The organism is Pseudomonas sp. BMW13 (assembly GCF_013357275.1).
In the GTDB taxonomy this organism is placed as follows: domain Bacteria; phylum Pseudomonadota; class Gammaproteobacteria; order Pseudomonadales; family Pseudomonadaceae; genus Aquipseudomonas; species Aquipseudomonas khazarica.
In genome coordinates this window covers 95,155-108,679 of sequence record NZ_SUKD01000015.1, presented here as the reverse complement: position 1 = coordinate 108,679, position 13,525 = coordinate 95,155, and the positions used below count along the sequence as shown (strand labels likewise).

16 protein-coding genes are annotated in these 13,525 nt (G+C 68.9%); all 16 read right to left on the bottom strand.

Going from position 1 to position 13,525, the window contains the following annotated elements:
* Positions 1–4: 4 nt before the first annotated feature.
* The 16 genes from E4487_RS13160 to cobO all read right to left on the bottom strand — a co-directional run bounded on the left by E4487_RS13160 (position 5) and on the right by cobO (position 13,493).
* Positions 5–1,066 (bottom strand): lipase secretion chaperone, encoded by a 1,062-nt coding sequence (locus E4487_RS13160; protein ID WP_175253566.1) that lies wholly within the window; start codon positions 1,064–1,066, stop codon positions 5–7.
* Between the two features lie 45 nt (positions 1,067–1,111).
* Positions 1,112–2,041 carry a triacylglycerol lipase gene (locus E4487_RS13155; RefSeq protein ID WP_037053541.1) on the bottom strand — a complete coding sequence of 310 codons (930 nt, stop codon included), beginning with the start codon at positions 2,039–2,041 and terminating at the stop codon, positions 1,112–1,114.
* A gap of 126 nt (positions 2,042–2,167) precedes the next feature.
* On the bottom strand, positions 2,168–2,719 hold the full coding sequence (locus E4487_RS13150; protein ID WP_037053543.1) for a glutathione peroxidase: 552 nt from the start codon (positions 2,717–2,719) through the stop codon (positions 2,168–2,170).
* A gap of 62 nt (positions 2,720–2,781) precedes the next feature.
* Positions 2,782–2,907 carry a hypothetical protein gene (locus E4487_RS24545; protein ID WP_256663111.1) on the bottom strand — a complete coding sequence of 42 codons (126 nt, stop codon included), beginning with the start codon at positions 2,905–2,907 and terminating at the stop codon, positions 2,782–2,784.
* Positions 2,904–4,109: an MFS transporter gene (locus tag E4487_RS13145; protein WP_037053546.1), complete on the bottom strand. Its 1,206-nt coding sequence runs from the start codon at positions 4,107–4,109 to the stop codon at positions 2,904–2,906. Before E4487_RS13145 ends, E4487_RS24545 begins: the two co-directional genes overlap by 4 nt.
* Before the next feature lie 58 nt (positions 4,110–4,167).
* Entirely contained in the window at positions 4,168–4,572 is a 405-nt protein-coding gene (locus E4487_RS13140; RefSeq protein WP_037053548.1) for a MarR family winged helix-turn-helix transcriptional regulator, read from the bottom strand.
* Positions 4,573–4,645: 73 nt separating this feature from the next.
* Entirely contained in the window at positions 4,646–5,377 is a 732-nt protein-coding gene (locus E4487_RS13135) for an adenosylcobinamide-GDP ribazoletransferase (protein WP_175253565.1), read from the bottom strand.
* The gene (locus E4487_RS13130; protein ID WP_175253564.1) at positions 5,374–5,946 is read right to left on the bottom strand and encodes a histidine phosphatase family protein; all 573 of its coding nucleotides are present in this window, start codon (positions 5,944–5,946) and stop codon (positions 5,374–5,376) included. Before E4487_RS13130 ends, E4487_RS13135 begins: the two co-directional genes overlap by 4 nt.
* Positions 5,946–7,001 carry a nicotinate-nucleotide--dimethylbenzimidazole phosphoribosyltransferase gene (gene cobT / locus E4487_RS13125; RefSeq protein ID WP_175253563.1) on the bottom strand — a complete coding sequence of 352 codons (1,056 nt, stop codon included), beginning with the start codon at positions 6,999–7,001 and terminating at the stop codon, positions 5,946–5,948. The genes E4487_RS13130 and cobT overlap by 1 nt, the downstream gene beginning before the upstream one ends.
* Positions 6,998–7,519: a bifunctional adenosylcobinamide kinase/adenosylcobinamide-phosphate guanylyltransferase gene (gene cobU, locus E4487_RS13120; RefSeq protein ID WP_150609118.1), complete on the bottom strand. Its 522-nt coding sequence runs from the start codon at positions 7,517–7,519 to the stop codon at positions 6,998–7,000. The genes cobT and cobU overlap by 4 nt, the downstream gene beginning before the upstream one ends.
* A gap of 54 nt (positions 7,520–7,573) precedes the next feature.
* Positions 7,574–9,025, bottom strand: coding sequence for a cobyric acid synthase (locus E4487_RS13115; protein ID WP_175253562.1), 1,452 nt, complete (start codon positions 9,023–9,025; stop codon positions 7,574–7,576).
* Positions 9,025–10,035 carry a threonine-phosphate decarboxylase CobD gene (cobD, locus tag E4487_RS13110; protein ID WP_150609114.1) on the bottom strand — a complete coding sequence of 337 codons (1,011 nt, stop codon included), beginning with the start codon at positions 10,033–10,035 and terminating at the stop codon, positions 9,025–9,027. The genes E4487_RS13115 and cobD overlap by 1 nt, the downstream gene beginning before the upstream one ends.
* Entirely contained in the window at positions 10,028–10,936 is a 909-nt protein-coding gene (cbiB, locus tag E4487_RS13105; protein WP_175253561.1) for an adenosylcobinamide-phosphate synthase CbiB, read from the bottom strand. Before cbiB ends, cobD begins: the two co-directional genes overlap by 8 nt.
* 3 nt (positions 10,937–10,939) lie before the next feature.
* On the bottom strand, positions 10,940–11,593 hold the full coding sequence (gene bluB / locus E4487_RS13100; protein WP_175253560.1) for a 5,6-dimethylbenzimidazole synthase: 654 nt from the start codon (positions 11,591–11,593) through the stop codon (positions 10,940–10,942).
* Positions 11,590–12,882, bottom strand: a complete 1,293-nt coding sequence (locus tag E4487_RS13095) for a cobyrinate a,c-diamide synthase (RefSeq protein WP_175253559.1) — start codon at positions 12,880–12,882, stop codon at positions 11,590–11,592. Before E4487_RS13095 ends, bluB begins: the two co-directional genes overlap by 4 nt.
* Positions 12,882–13,493 carry a cob(I)yrinic acid a,c-diamide adenosyltransferase gene (cobO, locus tag E4487_RS13090; RefSeq protein ID WP_047592834.1) on the bottom strand — a complete coding sequence of 204 codons (612 nt, stop codon included), beginning with the start codon at positions 13,491–13,493 and terminating at the stop codon, positions 12,882–12,884. The genes E4487_RS13095 and cobO overlap by 1 nt, the downstream gene beginning before the upstream one ends.
* Positions 13,494–13,525 lie beyond the last annotated feature (32 nt).

Here is a 13,525-nt window from a genome sequence, read left to right as displayed (position 1 = left end):
CTCCTCAGGGCGCGCCCGGCGACTCCAGCTGTTTGGCGGCGATGGCGTCATAGGTTTCCACACGGTATCGGTCTTCACTGGCGAACAGCCGCTCACGCAACTGGCGCTGCAGTTGCTTGCCATCCGTCGCACTCAGCCCCTGGCCCTGCAGGCCAGCCAGTTCGCTGCGGTAGGCCTGGTAGCGCTGCTGCCAGTCACGCTCGCGACGCTGCTCGGCCAGCAGGCGCTGCACGGTATCCGGATCATAGGTCATCGCCAGGAACTCGCGCACCTGTTGCTCGTCCGCCCCATCGCGCCACAGCTGCTCGCTGTGCTGCAGCTGCTGCAACGCCAGTTGCTGGCGCTGTTCGCTCTCGCGCAGCGCCGTCGGCAGGCGCTCGCGCAACTGCTCGAGCAGTTGCGCACGCTGCCCGGCGTCGAGGTCGTCGCGCTGCTGCAGGGCCAGGCTGTCCAGAGTGTAGCGGGCGTAGGCCTGCTCCGCACCGAACAGCGCCTCCTGCGCCGCCGCGGAAAAATGGCCGCGGCGCAGCTCGTCGAGCTGAGCGAGGGCCGCCTGCAGCACCTGCAACTGCGCCTGCGGATCGGCTTGCTGCCTGCTCTCCAGCGGCTGCTGCAGCAACGCCATGCTGGCGCGCTTGTAGTCCAGGTAGTCACCCAGCAGGCCGATCAGCTGACCGAGGGCCGGTTCCTCCAGGCGAGCGCCGGCGTCGGCCAGCAGCACCTCGATCACCGCATCGAGACCGGACTGGTCGACGGCACTGAGGAAGTAGTCGAAGTAATCGCGCACGGCCAGGTCCAGCACCAGGTTGCCGGCCGCGTCGCTGCGCAGCTGACCATCCACCGTGGTGCCGGCCAGGCTCGGCAGCGCCGTGGCGGCAGGTGCCTGGGCCATGCCGGAACCCCGCGCGGGCGCCACCGGCACCTCAGGCGACTGCACCGGCACAGCGCCGGGCTCAGCGCGCGCGGCAGGTGTTGCTGGCGGCAACGGGGCGGGCCAGCGCCAGTAGAACGTGAGGCCGCCGGCCAGGAGCACGGCAGCCAGGGAAAAACCGAGGAATCTGGACATGTCGCCTCGCTGCGGCGGGGCCAGGCCCCGCCGCACTCTTCAGGATCAGACGCCCTTGTTCTTCAGGCGGTTGGCGTGCTGGCGATACAGCGACACCGGTTCGGTCCAGCCGCGAATCCCGAACAGGTGGTTGATCGCGTCGACGTGATTCATGTTGTAGCTGTCGCCGATCACCTGCCCCAGGTAGGTCGAGCAGACGCCGACCAGGCCGTCGTTCTTCTCGCTGCCGAAGACCAGGCCGGTGAACGCCAGGAACGGGTCGGCCGCGTCGAACACGTTGGTGTAGGCCGAGTTCCCCGTCCACGAGTAGTAGCGGATGCTGTGGCCACGAACGTTCTGCACCTCACTGGACTTGGCGCAGTAGCTGCTGCTGTTCACGCCCCAGGGATGGCGCGCATTGAGCGCGTTGGTCCCGGCCGTGGTCAGCGTGGCCAGGGCGTCGATACCGCTCTGCGGGTTGCTCGAGCCGGAGAGCAGGTTGATCAGGGCGCCCAGCGCGTTGGCGATGGCATTGGCGCCACCTTCGATGCCGCTGCCAGGCGGGATCACGCCACGCACCACATCGGCCACCTTGGAGCCCTTGTTGACCCCGTTGACCGAGGTGACCGACGCCACCAGGTCCGGGCGCAGCGACGCCGCCACCCGTGAGGTCGGCGAGCCCTGGCTGTGGCCGATCAGGTTGACCTTGCCACCACCGGCCGCCGCCCAGGGCACGATCTGCCGCGCCAGCTCGGCGCCACGTTGCTCGCTGTCGTTGAACGCGGCGACGCTGGCGACATAGACCCGGGCACCGTCACGTTCGAGGTTCCAGGGGATGGTGTGGAAGTAGTTGACCAGGCCGCCGATGGTGTTGAAGCCGGTCACGCCGTGCACCAGCACGATCGGGTACCTGGTCCTGGTGTAGTCGCCCGCCTGGGCCTCGACGGCGCCGAGCAGAGCGAGGGTGGCGATGGCAGCGGTATAGACGCGACGCATGGGTGCCTCCTTATTGTTCTTGTGGGCACGCCGGGGAACTGCGTCCGGCGCCTGGCCAGTCTAGGCAGGCGAGCGGATGCGGCCCATCGCCCAGATGGGTGAAGGGCCGTACAGCGAAGAGTGGGCTCAGGGTTGCGAGGCGATGGCCTTTTCCACGGCGGCGATCAGCTCGGGATCATCCGGCTTGGTCAGGCTGGAGAAACTTGCCACCACCTTGCCCTGACGGTCGACCACGTACTTGAAGAAGTTCCAGCGTGGCTGCCGGCTCTGCTCGGCGAGGCCCTTGAACAGGGCGATGGCGTCATCACCGGACACCGGCTGCGGTTCGGTCATGGTGAAGGTGACGCCGTAGTTGACGTAGCAGACGGTGGCGGTTTCCGCGCTATCGTCCGACTCCTGGCGGAAGTCATCGGAGGGCACGCCGAGCACTTCCAGGCCCTGGTCCTGGTAACGCTGGTACAGCGCTTCGAGACCTTTGAACTGCGGCGTGAAACCGCAGAAGCTGGCGGTGTTGACCACCACCAGTGGCTTGCCGGCGAACTGGCAGAGATCGACGCTGGCGCCCTTGCTGCGCAGCTTGGGCAGTTCGCCCTGCAGCAGCGCCGGGCATTCGGCGGCCAGCAGGGGCAGCGCGAGGCTGGAGAGCAGCAGGGAACAGGCGATGTGACGCAGTGACATGGCAGGAATCTCGGACGATGATGCGATCCGCTCACGCTACTCGCAGGCCACGCCTCAGGCAACTAGCAGATGCCGACGCCCAGTTGCAGCAGGGCCAGGCCACCCTGGCGCCAGCCCCACCAGGCCAGGGCCAGGAGCGCCCCCAGGCCCAGAGCCACGGCCGCGCAGAGCGTGACCTTGCTGCTCACGCCGGCACCGCCTGCAGGCGGGCCACCGGCACCTCGCGCACCGGCCAGTTCAGCGCGGCAGCCATCACGCTCAGGCCGATGGAAATCTGCCAGACCAGGTCGTAGCTGCCGGTATGGTCGTACAGATAGCCCCCCAGCCAGCCGCCCAGGAACGAGCCGATCTGGTGGAACAGGAAGACGATACCGCCCAGCATCGACAGGTTGCGCACACCGAACAGCGTCGCCACGGTGCCGTTGGTCAGCGGCACTGTCGACAGCCACAGCAGGCCCATCGCGATGCCGAACAGGTAGGCGCTCCACTGCGTCAGCGGTGCCACCAGGAACAGGCTGATGACCACGCCGCGCAGCAGGTACAGGGCACTGAGCAGACGCGGCTTGGCCATGCGCCCGCCGAGCCAGCCGGCGATGTAGGTACCGAAGATGTTGAACAGCCCGACCAGGGCCAGCACGGTGGTGCCAGTCAGCGCCGGCAGGCCGTGATCCACCAGATAGGCCGGCAGGTGCACGGCGACGAACACCACCTGGAAGCCGCAGACGAAGAAGCCCAGTGCCAGCAGCCAGAAGCCGGAGTGGCTGGTGGCTTCACGCAGCGCCTCGACCAGCGTCTGCTCCGGACCATTGCTGGCCGGCGGCGGGGTCTCCCGGATCATGGCCGCCAGCGGAATCATCAACGCCACCAGCAGCCCCAGCGCCAGCAGGGCGGACGACCAGCCCAGCCAGCCGATCAAGCCCAGGGAGCCCGGCAGCATGGCGAACTGGCCGAAGGAGCCGGCCGCGGCGGCAATGCCCATGGCCATGCTGCGTTTTTCCACCGGTACGGCGCGGCCCACCACGCCGAGAATCACCGAGAACGAGGTGCCGGACAGGCCGATACCGATCAGCAGGCCGGCGCTGAGCGACAGGCTCAGCGGCGAATCGGCCATGCCCATGAATATCAGCCCGAGCATGTACAGCACACCGCCGATGACTACGGCCTTGCGTGCCCCAAAGCGATCGGCCAGCGCCCCGGTGATCGGCTGCGCCAGGCCCCAGATCAGGTTCTGCAGGGCGATGGCGAAGGCGAACACTTCACGTCCCCAGCCGAACTCGGCGCTCATCGGCGGCAGGAACAGGCCGAAGCCATGCCGGGTGCCGAGCGACAACGCGAGAATCAGCGATGCGCCGAGCAACAGCCAGGTGGAAGAACGCCATGCAGTTGTCATTGTTATCTCCAGCGAGCGGCCGTCAGTGGCCGCATGGGCAGTAAAAATCAGTCGACCCTCAGGCCAGGGCTTCCAGCAGTTGCATCAGTTCGGCACGCCGGCCCTCACCCAGCTGCAGGTTCAACTCCTGCTGCACCTGCTCCCAGAGCGGCAGCGCCTGGGCGATGCGTCGCTCTCCGGCATCGGTGAGGCTGACCTCACGGGCACGCAGATCGCGCGCCTCGCTCAGTTGCAGCAACGCCTGCTCCTCGAGCACCCGCAGGTTGCGCCCCAGGGTGCTGCGGTCCAGCCCCATGGCCTCGGCCAATGCGGAAATGCTCGGCTGGCCGAGGCGCTGGACATGCCGCAGCAGGGAAAACTGTGCGGCGCCCAGGCCGACGGCAGCGAGTGCGTCGTCATAGCGGCGGGTCACGCCGCGACTGGCGCGGCGTAATTGGGTACAGAGGCAAGAGGTCGGCAACATGGATACAGGTATATACCCGCATCACCGATTCGCACTCATACAGTTACAGGGCGTGTCGGCATAACAGTTGCGCTCAGAGGCTCAACGCGAGGACCAGCAGCATGCCGCACTCGGCCAGCTCGACCAGTGCGCCGGCGGTGTCCCCCGTCGTGCCGCCCAGGCGACGCAGCAACGCGCGACGCGTCCAGGCGAACAGCAGCAGGGCGCTGGTCAAGGCAAGCAGCGCCGGCCAGCCGAATGCCAGCATCAGCAGCAGATGCACGGCCAGCACCCAGGGCAGTTGCCGGCGCGGTGCATGCTCGACCAGCGCCTGCCCCAGGCCGCCGGCGCGCACGTAGGGCGTGGTCACCAGCAGCAGCGGCAGCAGGCTGCGCCCCAGCCAGGGCAGCAGAATCAGGCAGGCGCCCTGCCCGGCCTGCAACAGCGTCAGCAGCGCGGCGTACTTGAGCAACAGCAGCAGCACCAGCACGACCACGGCAATCGGTCCGCTGCGCGGGTCCTTCATGATCGCCAGGGTCCGCTCGCGGTCGCCGAAACCACCCACCCAGGCGTCAGCGGTATCGGCCAGGCCGTCCAGGTGCAGCCCGCCACTGAGGCCGACCCAAAGGGCCAGAATGATCGCAGCCTGCAACGCCATCGAGGTCTGCCCCAGCAGCAGGTGCGCGCCCCACAGCAACACGCCGAGGAGCAGCCCCACCAGTGGATACCAGAGCAGCGAGCGCCCCACCTGCGCGGGCGTCGGCATGCCGGGAAGGCTGACCGGCAGGCGGGTCAGGAACTGCAGCGCGATCAGGAATGCGCTCATGGCAACTCCAGCCACTGGCCATCGGCAGCGAGGCGCAGGCGGAAACGCTCGGCATAGCCGACGTTGACCTGCAGCAGGTCCTTTCTGGGCAGGCCACGCGCCTGCGCCAGCAGCAGGCGCATCACCCCGCCGTGGGTCACCAGCAGCAGGCGCTGACCGTCATGCGCCTGCGCCAGGCGCTGCAGGCTGCCCAGCACCCGCGCCTCGAAGCGCGACAGGGGTTCACCATTGGGCGGCGTGAAGGCATAGGGGTCGGCCCAGAACTGCCCGAGAGCCTCGGCGTCGCTGTGCATCAGCTCGGCGGCACTGCGCCCTTCCCAGTCGCCGAAGTGCAGCTCCTGCAGGTCGCGCTCGTAGTCCAACGGCAGCGCCCGGGCCGCCGCCAGCTCTTCGGCGAAACGCGCACAGCGTTGCAGCGGCGAACTGATCAGGCGATCCCAGGGGCCCGCGTCCTGCACGGACCTGCGCAACTGCGCCCAGCCCTGCTCGGTCAGGGCATCGTCGAGGCTGCCACGCAGCCCGCCGCCCTGTTCGGTCTCGCCGTGGCGCAACAGTTCCAGGTACAGCATCAGGCCGGTTTCTCCGCCACGGCCGCCTCGGCGAAGGTGGCCATCTGGCCATGCAGCGCGCAGGCCATGCGCAGCAGCGGCACCGCCAGCGCTGCACCACTGCCCTCGCCGAGACGCAGGCCCAGCTCCAGCAGGGGCTCGGCGCCCAGTGCCTGCAGCACACGCACATGCCCCGGCTCGGCGCCATGGTGGGCGAACAGCAGCCAGTCACGGCACCCCGGATTCAGGCGCACCGCCAGCAGGGCTGCGACGCTGCAGATGAAACCGTCGACCAGTACCACCACGCCCTGCTGCGCCGCCGCGACATAGGCACCGACCAGCGCAGCGATCTCGAAACCGCCGAGGTGCAGCAGGGCCTCCAGCGGCCCGTCGAGTCGCTGCCGATGCAGCGCCAGCGCCGCATCGATGACCCGCGCCTTGTGCGCCACACCGGCAGGGTCCAGCCCGGTACCGGGGCCGGCCAGTTCGCTCGCCGGGCACTCCAGCAGCCAGCAGGCCAGCGCCGCCGCCGCCGTGGTGTTGCCGATGCCCATCTCGCCACCGACGAACAGGTCGCAGCCGGCGCTGCGCGCACGCTCGATGCTGTCTCGGCCGGCCTCCAGGCAGATCAGCGCCTGGGCCAGGGTCATCGCCGGTTCACGCGCGAAGTTCTGCGTGCCGGCGCCGACATGCAGGTGGCGCACGCCCGGCAATTGCGTCAGCGGCTCGGCGGTGCCCAGGTCGATCACCTCCAGCGCCGCGTCCAGCTCACGCGCCAGCACGCTGATCGCTGCGCCGCCGCCGACGAAGTTGGCCAGCATCTGCCCGGTCACCGCCTGCGGATAGGCGGAAACCCCTTCTGCCACCACGCCATGGTCGCCGGCGAAGATGGCGATCCACAGTTTTTCCAGGCCCGGCCGCTCGCGGCCCTGCAACGCGGCCAGATGAATGGCGATGTGTTCCAGCCGACCCAGCGAGCCCGTGGGCTTGGTCAATTGCTGTTGCCGTGCTTCGGCCTTGCTTCGCGCAACCCGATCACTGGGCTGACAAGGCCCCTGCCACCAGTGCAGACTCATAGCGCTTCCCCCTTCAGAACCATGGGCAGGCCAGCCACGGTGAAGACCACGCGCTGGCTGCGCTCGGCCAACGCCTGATGCAACCAGCCGGCCTCATCGACATAACGGCGGGTCAGCTCACCCAGCGGCACCACCCCCAATCCGCTTTCGTTGCTGACCAGCAGGATGCGCCCAGGCAACTGCCCGACGCAGGCCAGCAGCGCCTCGCGCTCGGCCGTCAGCCGCTGCGTATCCTCGAGCAGCAGCAGGTTGGTCAGCCACAGCGTCAGGCAATCCACCAGCAGGCAACGATTCGGCGCCGCCTGCTCGCGCAGCACGCGGGCCAGCGCCAGCGGCTCCTCGACCAGGGCCCAGTGCCCAGGCCGACGCGCCCGGTGCTCGGCGACGCGCGCCGTCATCTCGCCATCGAGCGCCTGGCTGGTGGCGACGTAGACCACCTCCAGGCCCGACTCGTCGGCCAGTTTCTCGGCCAGGCGGCTCTTGCCGGACCGGGCGCCGCCGAGGATCAGTTCAAGCATTTCCACTCCGTAAGGTGCGCGCTGCGCACCGTTCAATAGCTCTGCCGCGCGGCCCTACTCCAGGCCGCACAATGCCCTGAGCCTGGCAGTATCCAGGTGCTGCTCCACCTGGTCGGCCAGGCGTTCGATGTCACGCTCGCGCAGGGCCTGGTAATCCACGTGCTGCACCTCGCGCAGGCCGGCCCAGCGCAACAGCGCCGCGAATGCCGCCGGCTGTTCGAACAGGCCATGCAGGTAGGTGCCGAGGACTTGTCCATCGGCACTCAGGCCCCCGTCGTCGCGCCCGTCCTCGAGCCGCACGGCGCCGTTGAGTCCCGGCCCCCGGCTGACCCCGGCATGGATTTCGTAACCGCTGACCTCGGCCTGCTCCAGGCACAGCTGGCCACGTACGTTGCGCAGCTGTTTCTCCGGCTCCAGCAGCGTCTCGAAATCCAGCAGGGCAAGGCCGCCGCTGCTGCCAGCGGCGCCCTCGAGGCCATGCGGGTCATGGATCTGCCGGCCGAGCATCTGCAACCCGCCGCAGATGCCCAGCAGCTTGCCGCCGTAGCGCAGGTGCCGGGCGATGGCCGCATCCCAACCCTGCTCGCGCAACCGCGCCAGATCGGCGCGCACGCTCTTGGAGCCGGGCAGGATGATCAGGTCGGCCGGCGGTATCGCCTGCCCCGGCCCGACGAAGCTCAGCTGCACCTGCGGATGCAGGCGCAACGGATCGAAATCGGTGTGATTGCTGATGCGCGGCAGCACCGGCACCACGACGCGCAGGGCCTGTTCGTCCTTGCGCTGCTGGCGGGTGTCGACGGCGTCCTCGGCTTCCAGGTGGAAGTCCATCAGGTACGGCAGCACGCCGAGCACCGGTTTGCCGGTGCGCTGCTCCAGCCAGTCCAGCCCCGGCTTGAGCAAGGCGATGTCGCCACGGAAACGATTGATCACGAAGCCCTTGACCCGCGCCTTCTCGCTGGCACTGAGCAGCTCCAGGGTGCCGACCAGATGGGCGAACACGCCGCCCTTGTCGATATCGGCGATGAGGATCACCGGGCAATCCACCGCTTCGGCGAAGCCCATGTTGGCGATGTCGCCGGCACGCAGGTTGATTTCCGCCGGCGAGCCGGCGCCCTCGACCAGTACCAGTCGGTAGCCCTCGGCCAGCCGCGCGTGGGACTCCAGTACCGCCGCCATGGCCACTGGCTTGTAGCCGTGGTAGCTCAGCGCCTGCATGTTGCCGATGGCACGCCCGTGGATGATCACCTGGGCGCCCATGTCGCTGTTGGGCTTGAGCAACACCGGATTCATGTCGGTATGCGGCGCCAACCCGGCGGCCTGGGCCTGCACGGCCTGCGCCCGGCCGATCTCGCCACCGTCGGCGGTCACCGCCGAGTTGAGCGCCATGTTCTGCGGCTTGAACGGCACCACGGCGACGCCCTGACGCCGCGCCCAGCGGCACAGGGCGGTGACCAGCGTGCTCTTGCCGGCATCGGACGTGGTGCCCTGCACCATCAGCGTGGTCATCAGGGCGTCTCCTCGAGATTGGCCAGCATCGGCGCGCACTCCAGCAGGCCCTGCTCCAGGCGCTGCCAGCCACACTCGTCCGCCGGCAGACCGAAGCGCAGGCTGTCCAGCTCGGCGAACAGACGCACCAGGATGCCGCGCCGCGCCAGCAGCTCGGCACAGGGCACCGCCCGCCGCGTGCAGCAGAACTGGAACAGCGCCGAGCCGCCGGTTGGCGGCATGCCGCAATCGCGCAGCAACGCGGCCAGGCGCTCGCCGTCAACCTGCAGGCGTTCGCGCTGGCGGCGCTGGCCCTCATGGTCGTTGAGCAGCGTCAGGGCCACGCTGCGCGCCGGGCCGCTGACCGCCCAGGGGCCGAGCAGGCTTTCCAGCTCGTCCAGCAGCGCCTGTGCCGCGAGCACGAACCCCAGGCGCAGGCCGGCCAGGCCGAAGAACTTGCCGAACGAGCGCAACAGGATCAGCCCCGGCATGTCGCTGTATGCCGCCAGGCTGTGCTGCGGGGTGCAATCCATGAAGGCTTCGTCGACCACCAGCCAGCCGCCGCGCTCGGCCAGTTGGTCATGCCAGTCGAGCAGGCGCGCCGGTTCGATCAGGCGCCCCGTCGGGTTGTTCGGGTTGACCAGCAGCAGCACATCGAGCTGCGGCAGAGCACGGTGCACCGAACCCTCGCTGAGCCTGGTGATGCGATGCCCTTCGCGTCGCCAGGCCGCCGCATGCTCGGCATAGGTGGGGGCCAGAATGCCGACATTGCCTGGCTTGCGCAGACGCGGCAGGGCCTGGATCGCCGCCTGCGACCCCGCCACCGGCAGCAGGCTGGCGGCACCGTAGTAGTCGCGCGCCGCCTGCTCCAGGCCATCGTTCACCTCAGGCAGCCGCGCCCAGGCAGAACCGGGCACGGCGGGCAGCTCCCAGCCGTAGGGCGCCACACCGGTCGACAGGTCCAGCCAGTCTTCCAGGGCAATCCCGTAACGCTGCGCCGCGGCGCGCAGCCGACCACCATGCTCAAGCAATCCCTACCTCCCACAGCGTCAGGCACAGCAGCCACAGCGCTACGCCGGCAACGACCCGATTCATCGCCCGCTCGATATCTCGCGCTCGCGGAGCCGGCCCCTCGCCCAGTCGTGGACGCTCGTGCACCTCGCCGTGATACTCCGCCGCACCACCCAGGCTGACGCCCAGGCTGCCGGCCCCCGACGCCATCACCGGGCCAGCATTGGGACTGTCCCACATCGGCGCCTGTCGACGCCAGCAGCGCAGCGCCAGGGCCACGTTGCCGAGCAGTGCATAGGTCAGCGCCACCAGGCGCGCCGGGATGTAGTTGAGGACATCGTCGATCTTCGCGGCGGCCCAGCCGAAACGCTCGAAGCGCTCGTTGCGATAGCCCCACATGGCATCGAGCGTATTGCTCAGGCGATACAGCACAACGCCGGGCGCCCCCGCGACGATGAACCAGAACAGGGCGGCGAAGACTGCGTCGGAACCATTCTCCAGGACCGATTCGGTACCGGCGCGCGCCACGCCCGTCGCATCCAGCGCGGCGGTGTTGCGGCTGACCATCCAGCCCACGCGTTCACGCGCGAGCGGCAGGTTACCCAGGCGCAGCGCCTGCGCCACCGGCAGCGCATGCTCGTACAGGCTGCGCAGCCCGAGGGCGAAGTACAGCGCGAAGATATCCACCGCCCAGACCAGGGAGGTCACCTGGGTCAGCAGCCAGGTGAGCAGTGTCAACGGCAGCACCGCCAGGCACCAGGCCGTGACACCGTGACTGCGCCAGCCACCGCCGGCCGGATTGAAACGCTGTTCGAGGCGGCTGGCCAGGCGCCCGAAGGCAACCAGCGGATGCGCCCGGCGTGGCTCGCCCAGGGCGGCATCCAGAGCAACGCCCGCGCAGGTGATCAGGGCCAGGCTCATCGCTCAGTCACCACGGACACCCCAACGGTTCTCGAACAACAGCTCCGTCAGTGGTCGTGGCGTCGCCCAGCCCTGCTCCACCAGCATGGGCTTTTCATAGAACGCCTCGACCGGTCCCAGGCACAGCAGCGCGACCGGCTTGCTGCCTGCGGGCATGCCCAGCAGCTCGGCCAGCGCAGCGGGATCGAACAGCGACACCCAGCCCAGCCCCAGGCCCTCGGCGCGTGCCGCCAGCCACAGGTTCTGAATGGCGCAGGCGACCGAGGCCATGTCCATCTCCGGCAAGGTGCGCCGCCCGAAGATGTGCTTCTCGCGGCCGTCCATCAGCGCCACCGCGAGCAGCTCGGCACAGTCACGAATGCCCTCGACCTTCAGGCGCATGAACGCGTCCGAGCGCTCGCCCAAGGCTTCGGCGGTACGCACCCGCTCCGCCTCCACCAGCTCATGCGCCTGCTGACGCAGCTGCGGATCGCTGATGCGCAGGAAGCGCCAGGGCTGCATCAGGCCGACGCTGGGTGCATGGTGCGCGGCCTCCAGCAGGCGTGCCAGCACCTCGGGCGGCACCTGGCCACCGGCAAAGTGACGCATGTCACGGCGCTCGCCAATGGCGCGGTACACCGCCGCACGCTCCAGCGCAGAGAAGGCGTGATCGCTCATGGACGCAACAGCGCGGCGGCCGCCCCCGGATTGGATGGCAGGTAGAAATGGATGTAGCTGGCGGTGAGCCGGCCGAGCCGATAGACCGCCTCGGCCACCGGTTTGCCATTCGGGCAGCGCGCCTGCGCGTGCGGCGTGAGCGGGCTGTCCAGTCGTGAGTGGTGGTAGGTGTGGCCGCGCAGCAGGCCTTCCGCCAGCTCGACTTCCTGCAACGCCAGCGCGGTCAGGCGCGGCTGCAGGGTCGCGCTGCCGGCAAGCAGGCCGAGCATGCGGCCACTGGCACCCTGCTTGTCACGCAGCTCGTCGAGCAGGTAGAGCATGCCGCCGCATTCGGCGAGCAGCGGCTTGCCGGCCTGGTGATGGGCGCGAATCGCCGCCGCCATGGCCTGGTTGGCTTCCAGCTCGGCCAGGTACAGCTCGGGGTAGCCACCCGGCAGGTAGAGGCTGTCCACCTCGGGCAAGGCGCTGTCGGCGAGCGGCGAGAAGTAGTGCAGCTCGGCGCCCAGCGCCTGCAACAGGTCGAGGTTGGCCTGGTAGAGGAAGGCGAATGCCGCGTCCCGCGCTACGCCGATGCGCACGCCGGCAAGCAGGGAGCCTGGCTCATCGATCACTGGTGCGGCGAAGCTCACTGACGGCGGCAGATCGACGTCGGCACTGGCCGCCAGGGCATCGGCGGCGGCATCCAGCCGGGCATCTAGGTCGGCCAGTTCGGCCGCCTGCACCAACCCCAGGTGGCGGCTGGGCAGCTCCACCGCCGCGCTGCGTGGCAACGCACCGAACCAGCGGATCGTCTCCGGCAGGGCATCACGCAGGATTTCGCCGTGGCGCGTGCTGGCGACGCGGTTGCCGAGCACGCCGGCAAACGGCAGGTCCGGTTGGAAGGTGGCCAGGCCATGGGCCAGCGCGCCGAAGGTCTGCGCCATGGCGGCGCCATCGATCACCGCCAGCACCGCTACGCCGAAGTGACGCGCCAGGTCGGCCGCCGAGGGCTTGCCGTCGAACAGCCCCATCACCCCTTCGATCAGGATCAGGTCGGCCTCGCCAGCGGCCTGCCACAACAGGCGGCGACTCTCGGCCTCGCCGACCATGGCCAGGTCGAGCTGGTACACCGGCGCGCCGCTGGCACGGGAATGGATCATCGGGTCGAGGAAGTCCGGGCCGCACTTGAACACCCGCACCCGCCGCCCCTGACGCGTATGCAGGCGCGCCAGCGCAGCGGTGACGGTGGTCTTGCCCTGACCGGAGGCCGGCGCGGCGATCAACAGCGCCGGACATTGACGTGCGCTCATCAGAATTCGATGCCCTTCTGCGCCTTCACCCCGGCCTTGAACGCATGCTTGACCAGGTTCATCTCGGTGACCGTATCGGCGGCCTCGATCATCTCCGGCAAGGCGCCCCGCCCCGTCACCACCACATGCTGCAGCAGTGGCCGGGCTTCGATATCGGCCAGTACCGTGGGCAGATCGAGATAACCGTGCTTGAGGGCGATGTTCAGCTCGTCCAGCACCACCAGGCCGACGGACTCGTCGGCGAGCAGGCGCCGCGCCACGTTCCAGGCGTCCTGCGCCTTGGCGATGTCACGCTGACGGTCCTGGGTCTCCCAGGTGAACCCCTCGCCCATCACGTGGTAGCTGACTTCCTCGGGGAAACGGCGGAAGAAGCTTTCCTCCCCGGTGCTGGCTGCGCCCTTGATGAACTGCACCACGCCGACCCTGATGCCATGCCCGAGGGCCCGGGCGACCATGCCGAAGGCGCTGCTGCTCTTGCCCTTGCCGTTGCCGCTGTGCACCAGCAGCAGGCCGTACTCGTCCTGGGCCTGGGCGATCTTCTCGTCGATCAGGGCTTTCTTGCGCTGCATGCGCGCCTTGTGGCGCTCATCACGTTCGACGGACTCGCTCATGCTCTGCTCCTGTACATCACGCGCCGGCAAGG

Coding starts and splice junctions, on each gene's coding strand:
- E4487_RS13160 (WP_175253566.1), bottom strand. CDS start 1,066: ATGTCCAGATTCCTCGGTTTTTCCCTGGCTGCCGTGCTCCTGGCCGGC.
- E4487_RS13155 (WP_037053541.1), bottom strand. CDS start 2,041: ATGCGTCGCGTCTATACCGCTGCCATCGCCACCCTCGCTCTGCTCGGC.
- E4487_RS13150 (WP_037053543.1), bottom strand. CDS start 2,719: ATGTCACTGCGTCACATCGCCTGTTCCCTGCTGCTCTCCAGCCTCGCG.
- E4487_RS13145 (WP_037053546.1), bottom strand. CDS start 4,109: ATGACAACTGCATGGCGTTCTTCCACCTGGCTGTTGCTCGGCGCATCG.
- E4487_RS13140 (WP_037053548.1), bottom strand. CDS start 4,572: ATGTTGCCGACCTCTTGCCTCTGTACCCAATTACGCCGCGCCAGTCGC.
- E4487_RS13135 (WP_175253565.1), bottom strand. CDS start 5,377: ATGAGCGCATTCCTGATCGCGCTGCAGTTCCTGACCCGCCTGCCGGTC.
- E4487_RS13130 (WP_175253564.1), bottom strand. CDS start 5,946: ATGCTGTACCTGGAACTGTTGCGCCACGGCGAGACCGAACAGGGCGGC.
- cobT (WP_175253563.1), bottom strand. CDS start 7,001: ATGAGTCTGCACTGGTGGCAGGGGCCTTGTCAGCCCAGTGATCGGGTT.
- cobU (WP_150609118.1), bottom strand. CDS start 7,519: ATGCTTGAACTGATCCTCGGCGGCGCCCGGTCCGGCAAGAGCCGCCTG.
- E4487_RS13115 (WP_175253562.1), bottom strand. CDS start 9,025: ATGACCACGCTGATGGTGCAGGGCACCACGTCCGATGCCGGCAAGAGC.
- cbiB (WP_175253561.1), bottom strand. CDS start 10,936: ATGAGCCTGGCCCTGATCACCTGCGCGGGCGTTGCTCTGGATGCCGCC.
- bluB (WP_175253560.1), bottom strand. CDS start 11,593: ATGAGCGATCACGCCTTCTCTGCGCTGGAGCGTGCGGCGGTGTACCGC.
- E4487_RS13095 (WP_175253559.1), bottom strand. CDS start 12,882: ATGAGCGCACGTCAATGTCCGGCGCTGTTGATCGCCGCGCCGGCCTCC.
- cobO (WP_047592834.1), bottom strand. CDS start 13,493: ATGAGCGAGTCCGTCGAACGTGATGAGCGCCACAAGGCGCGCATGCAG.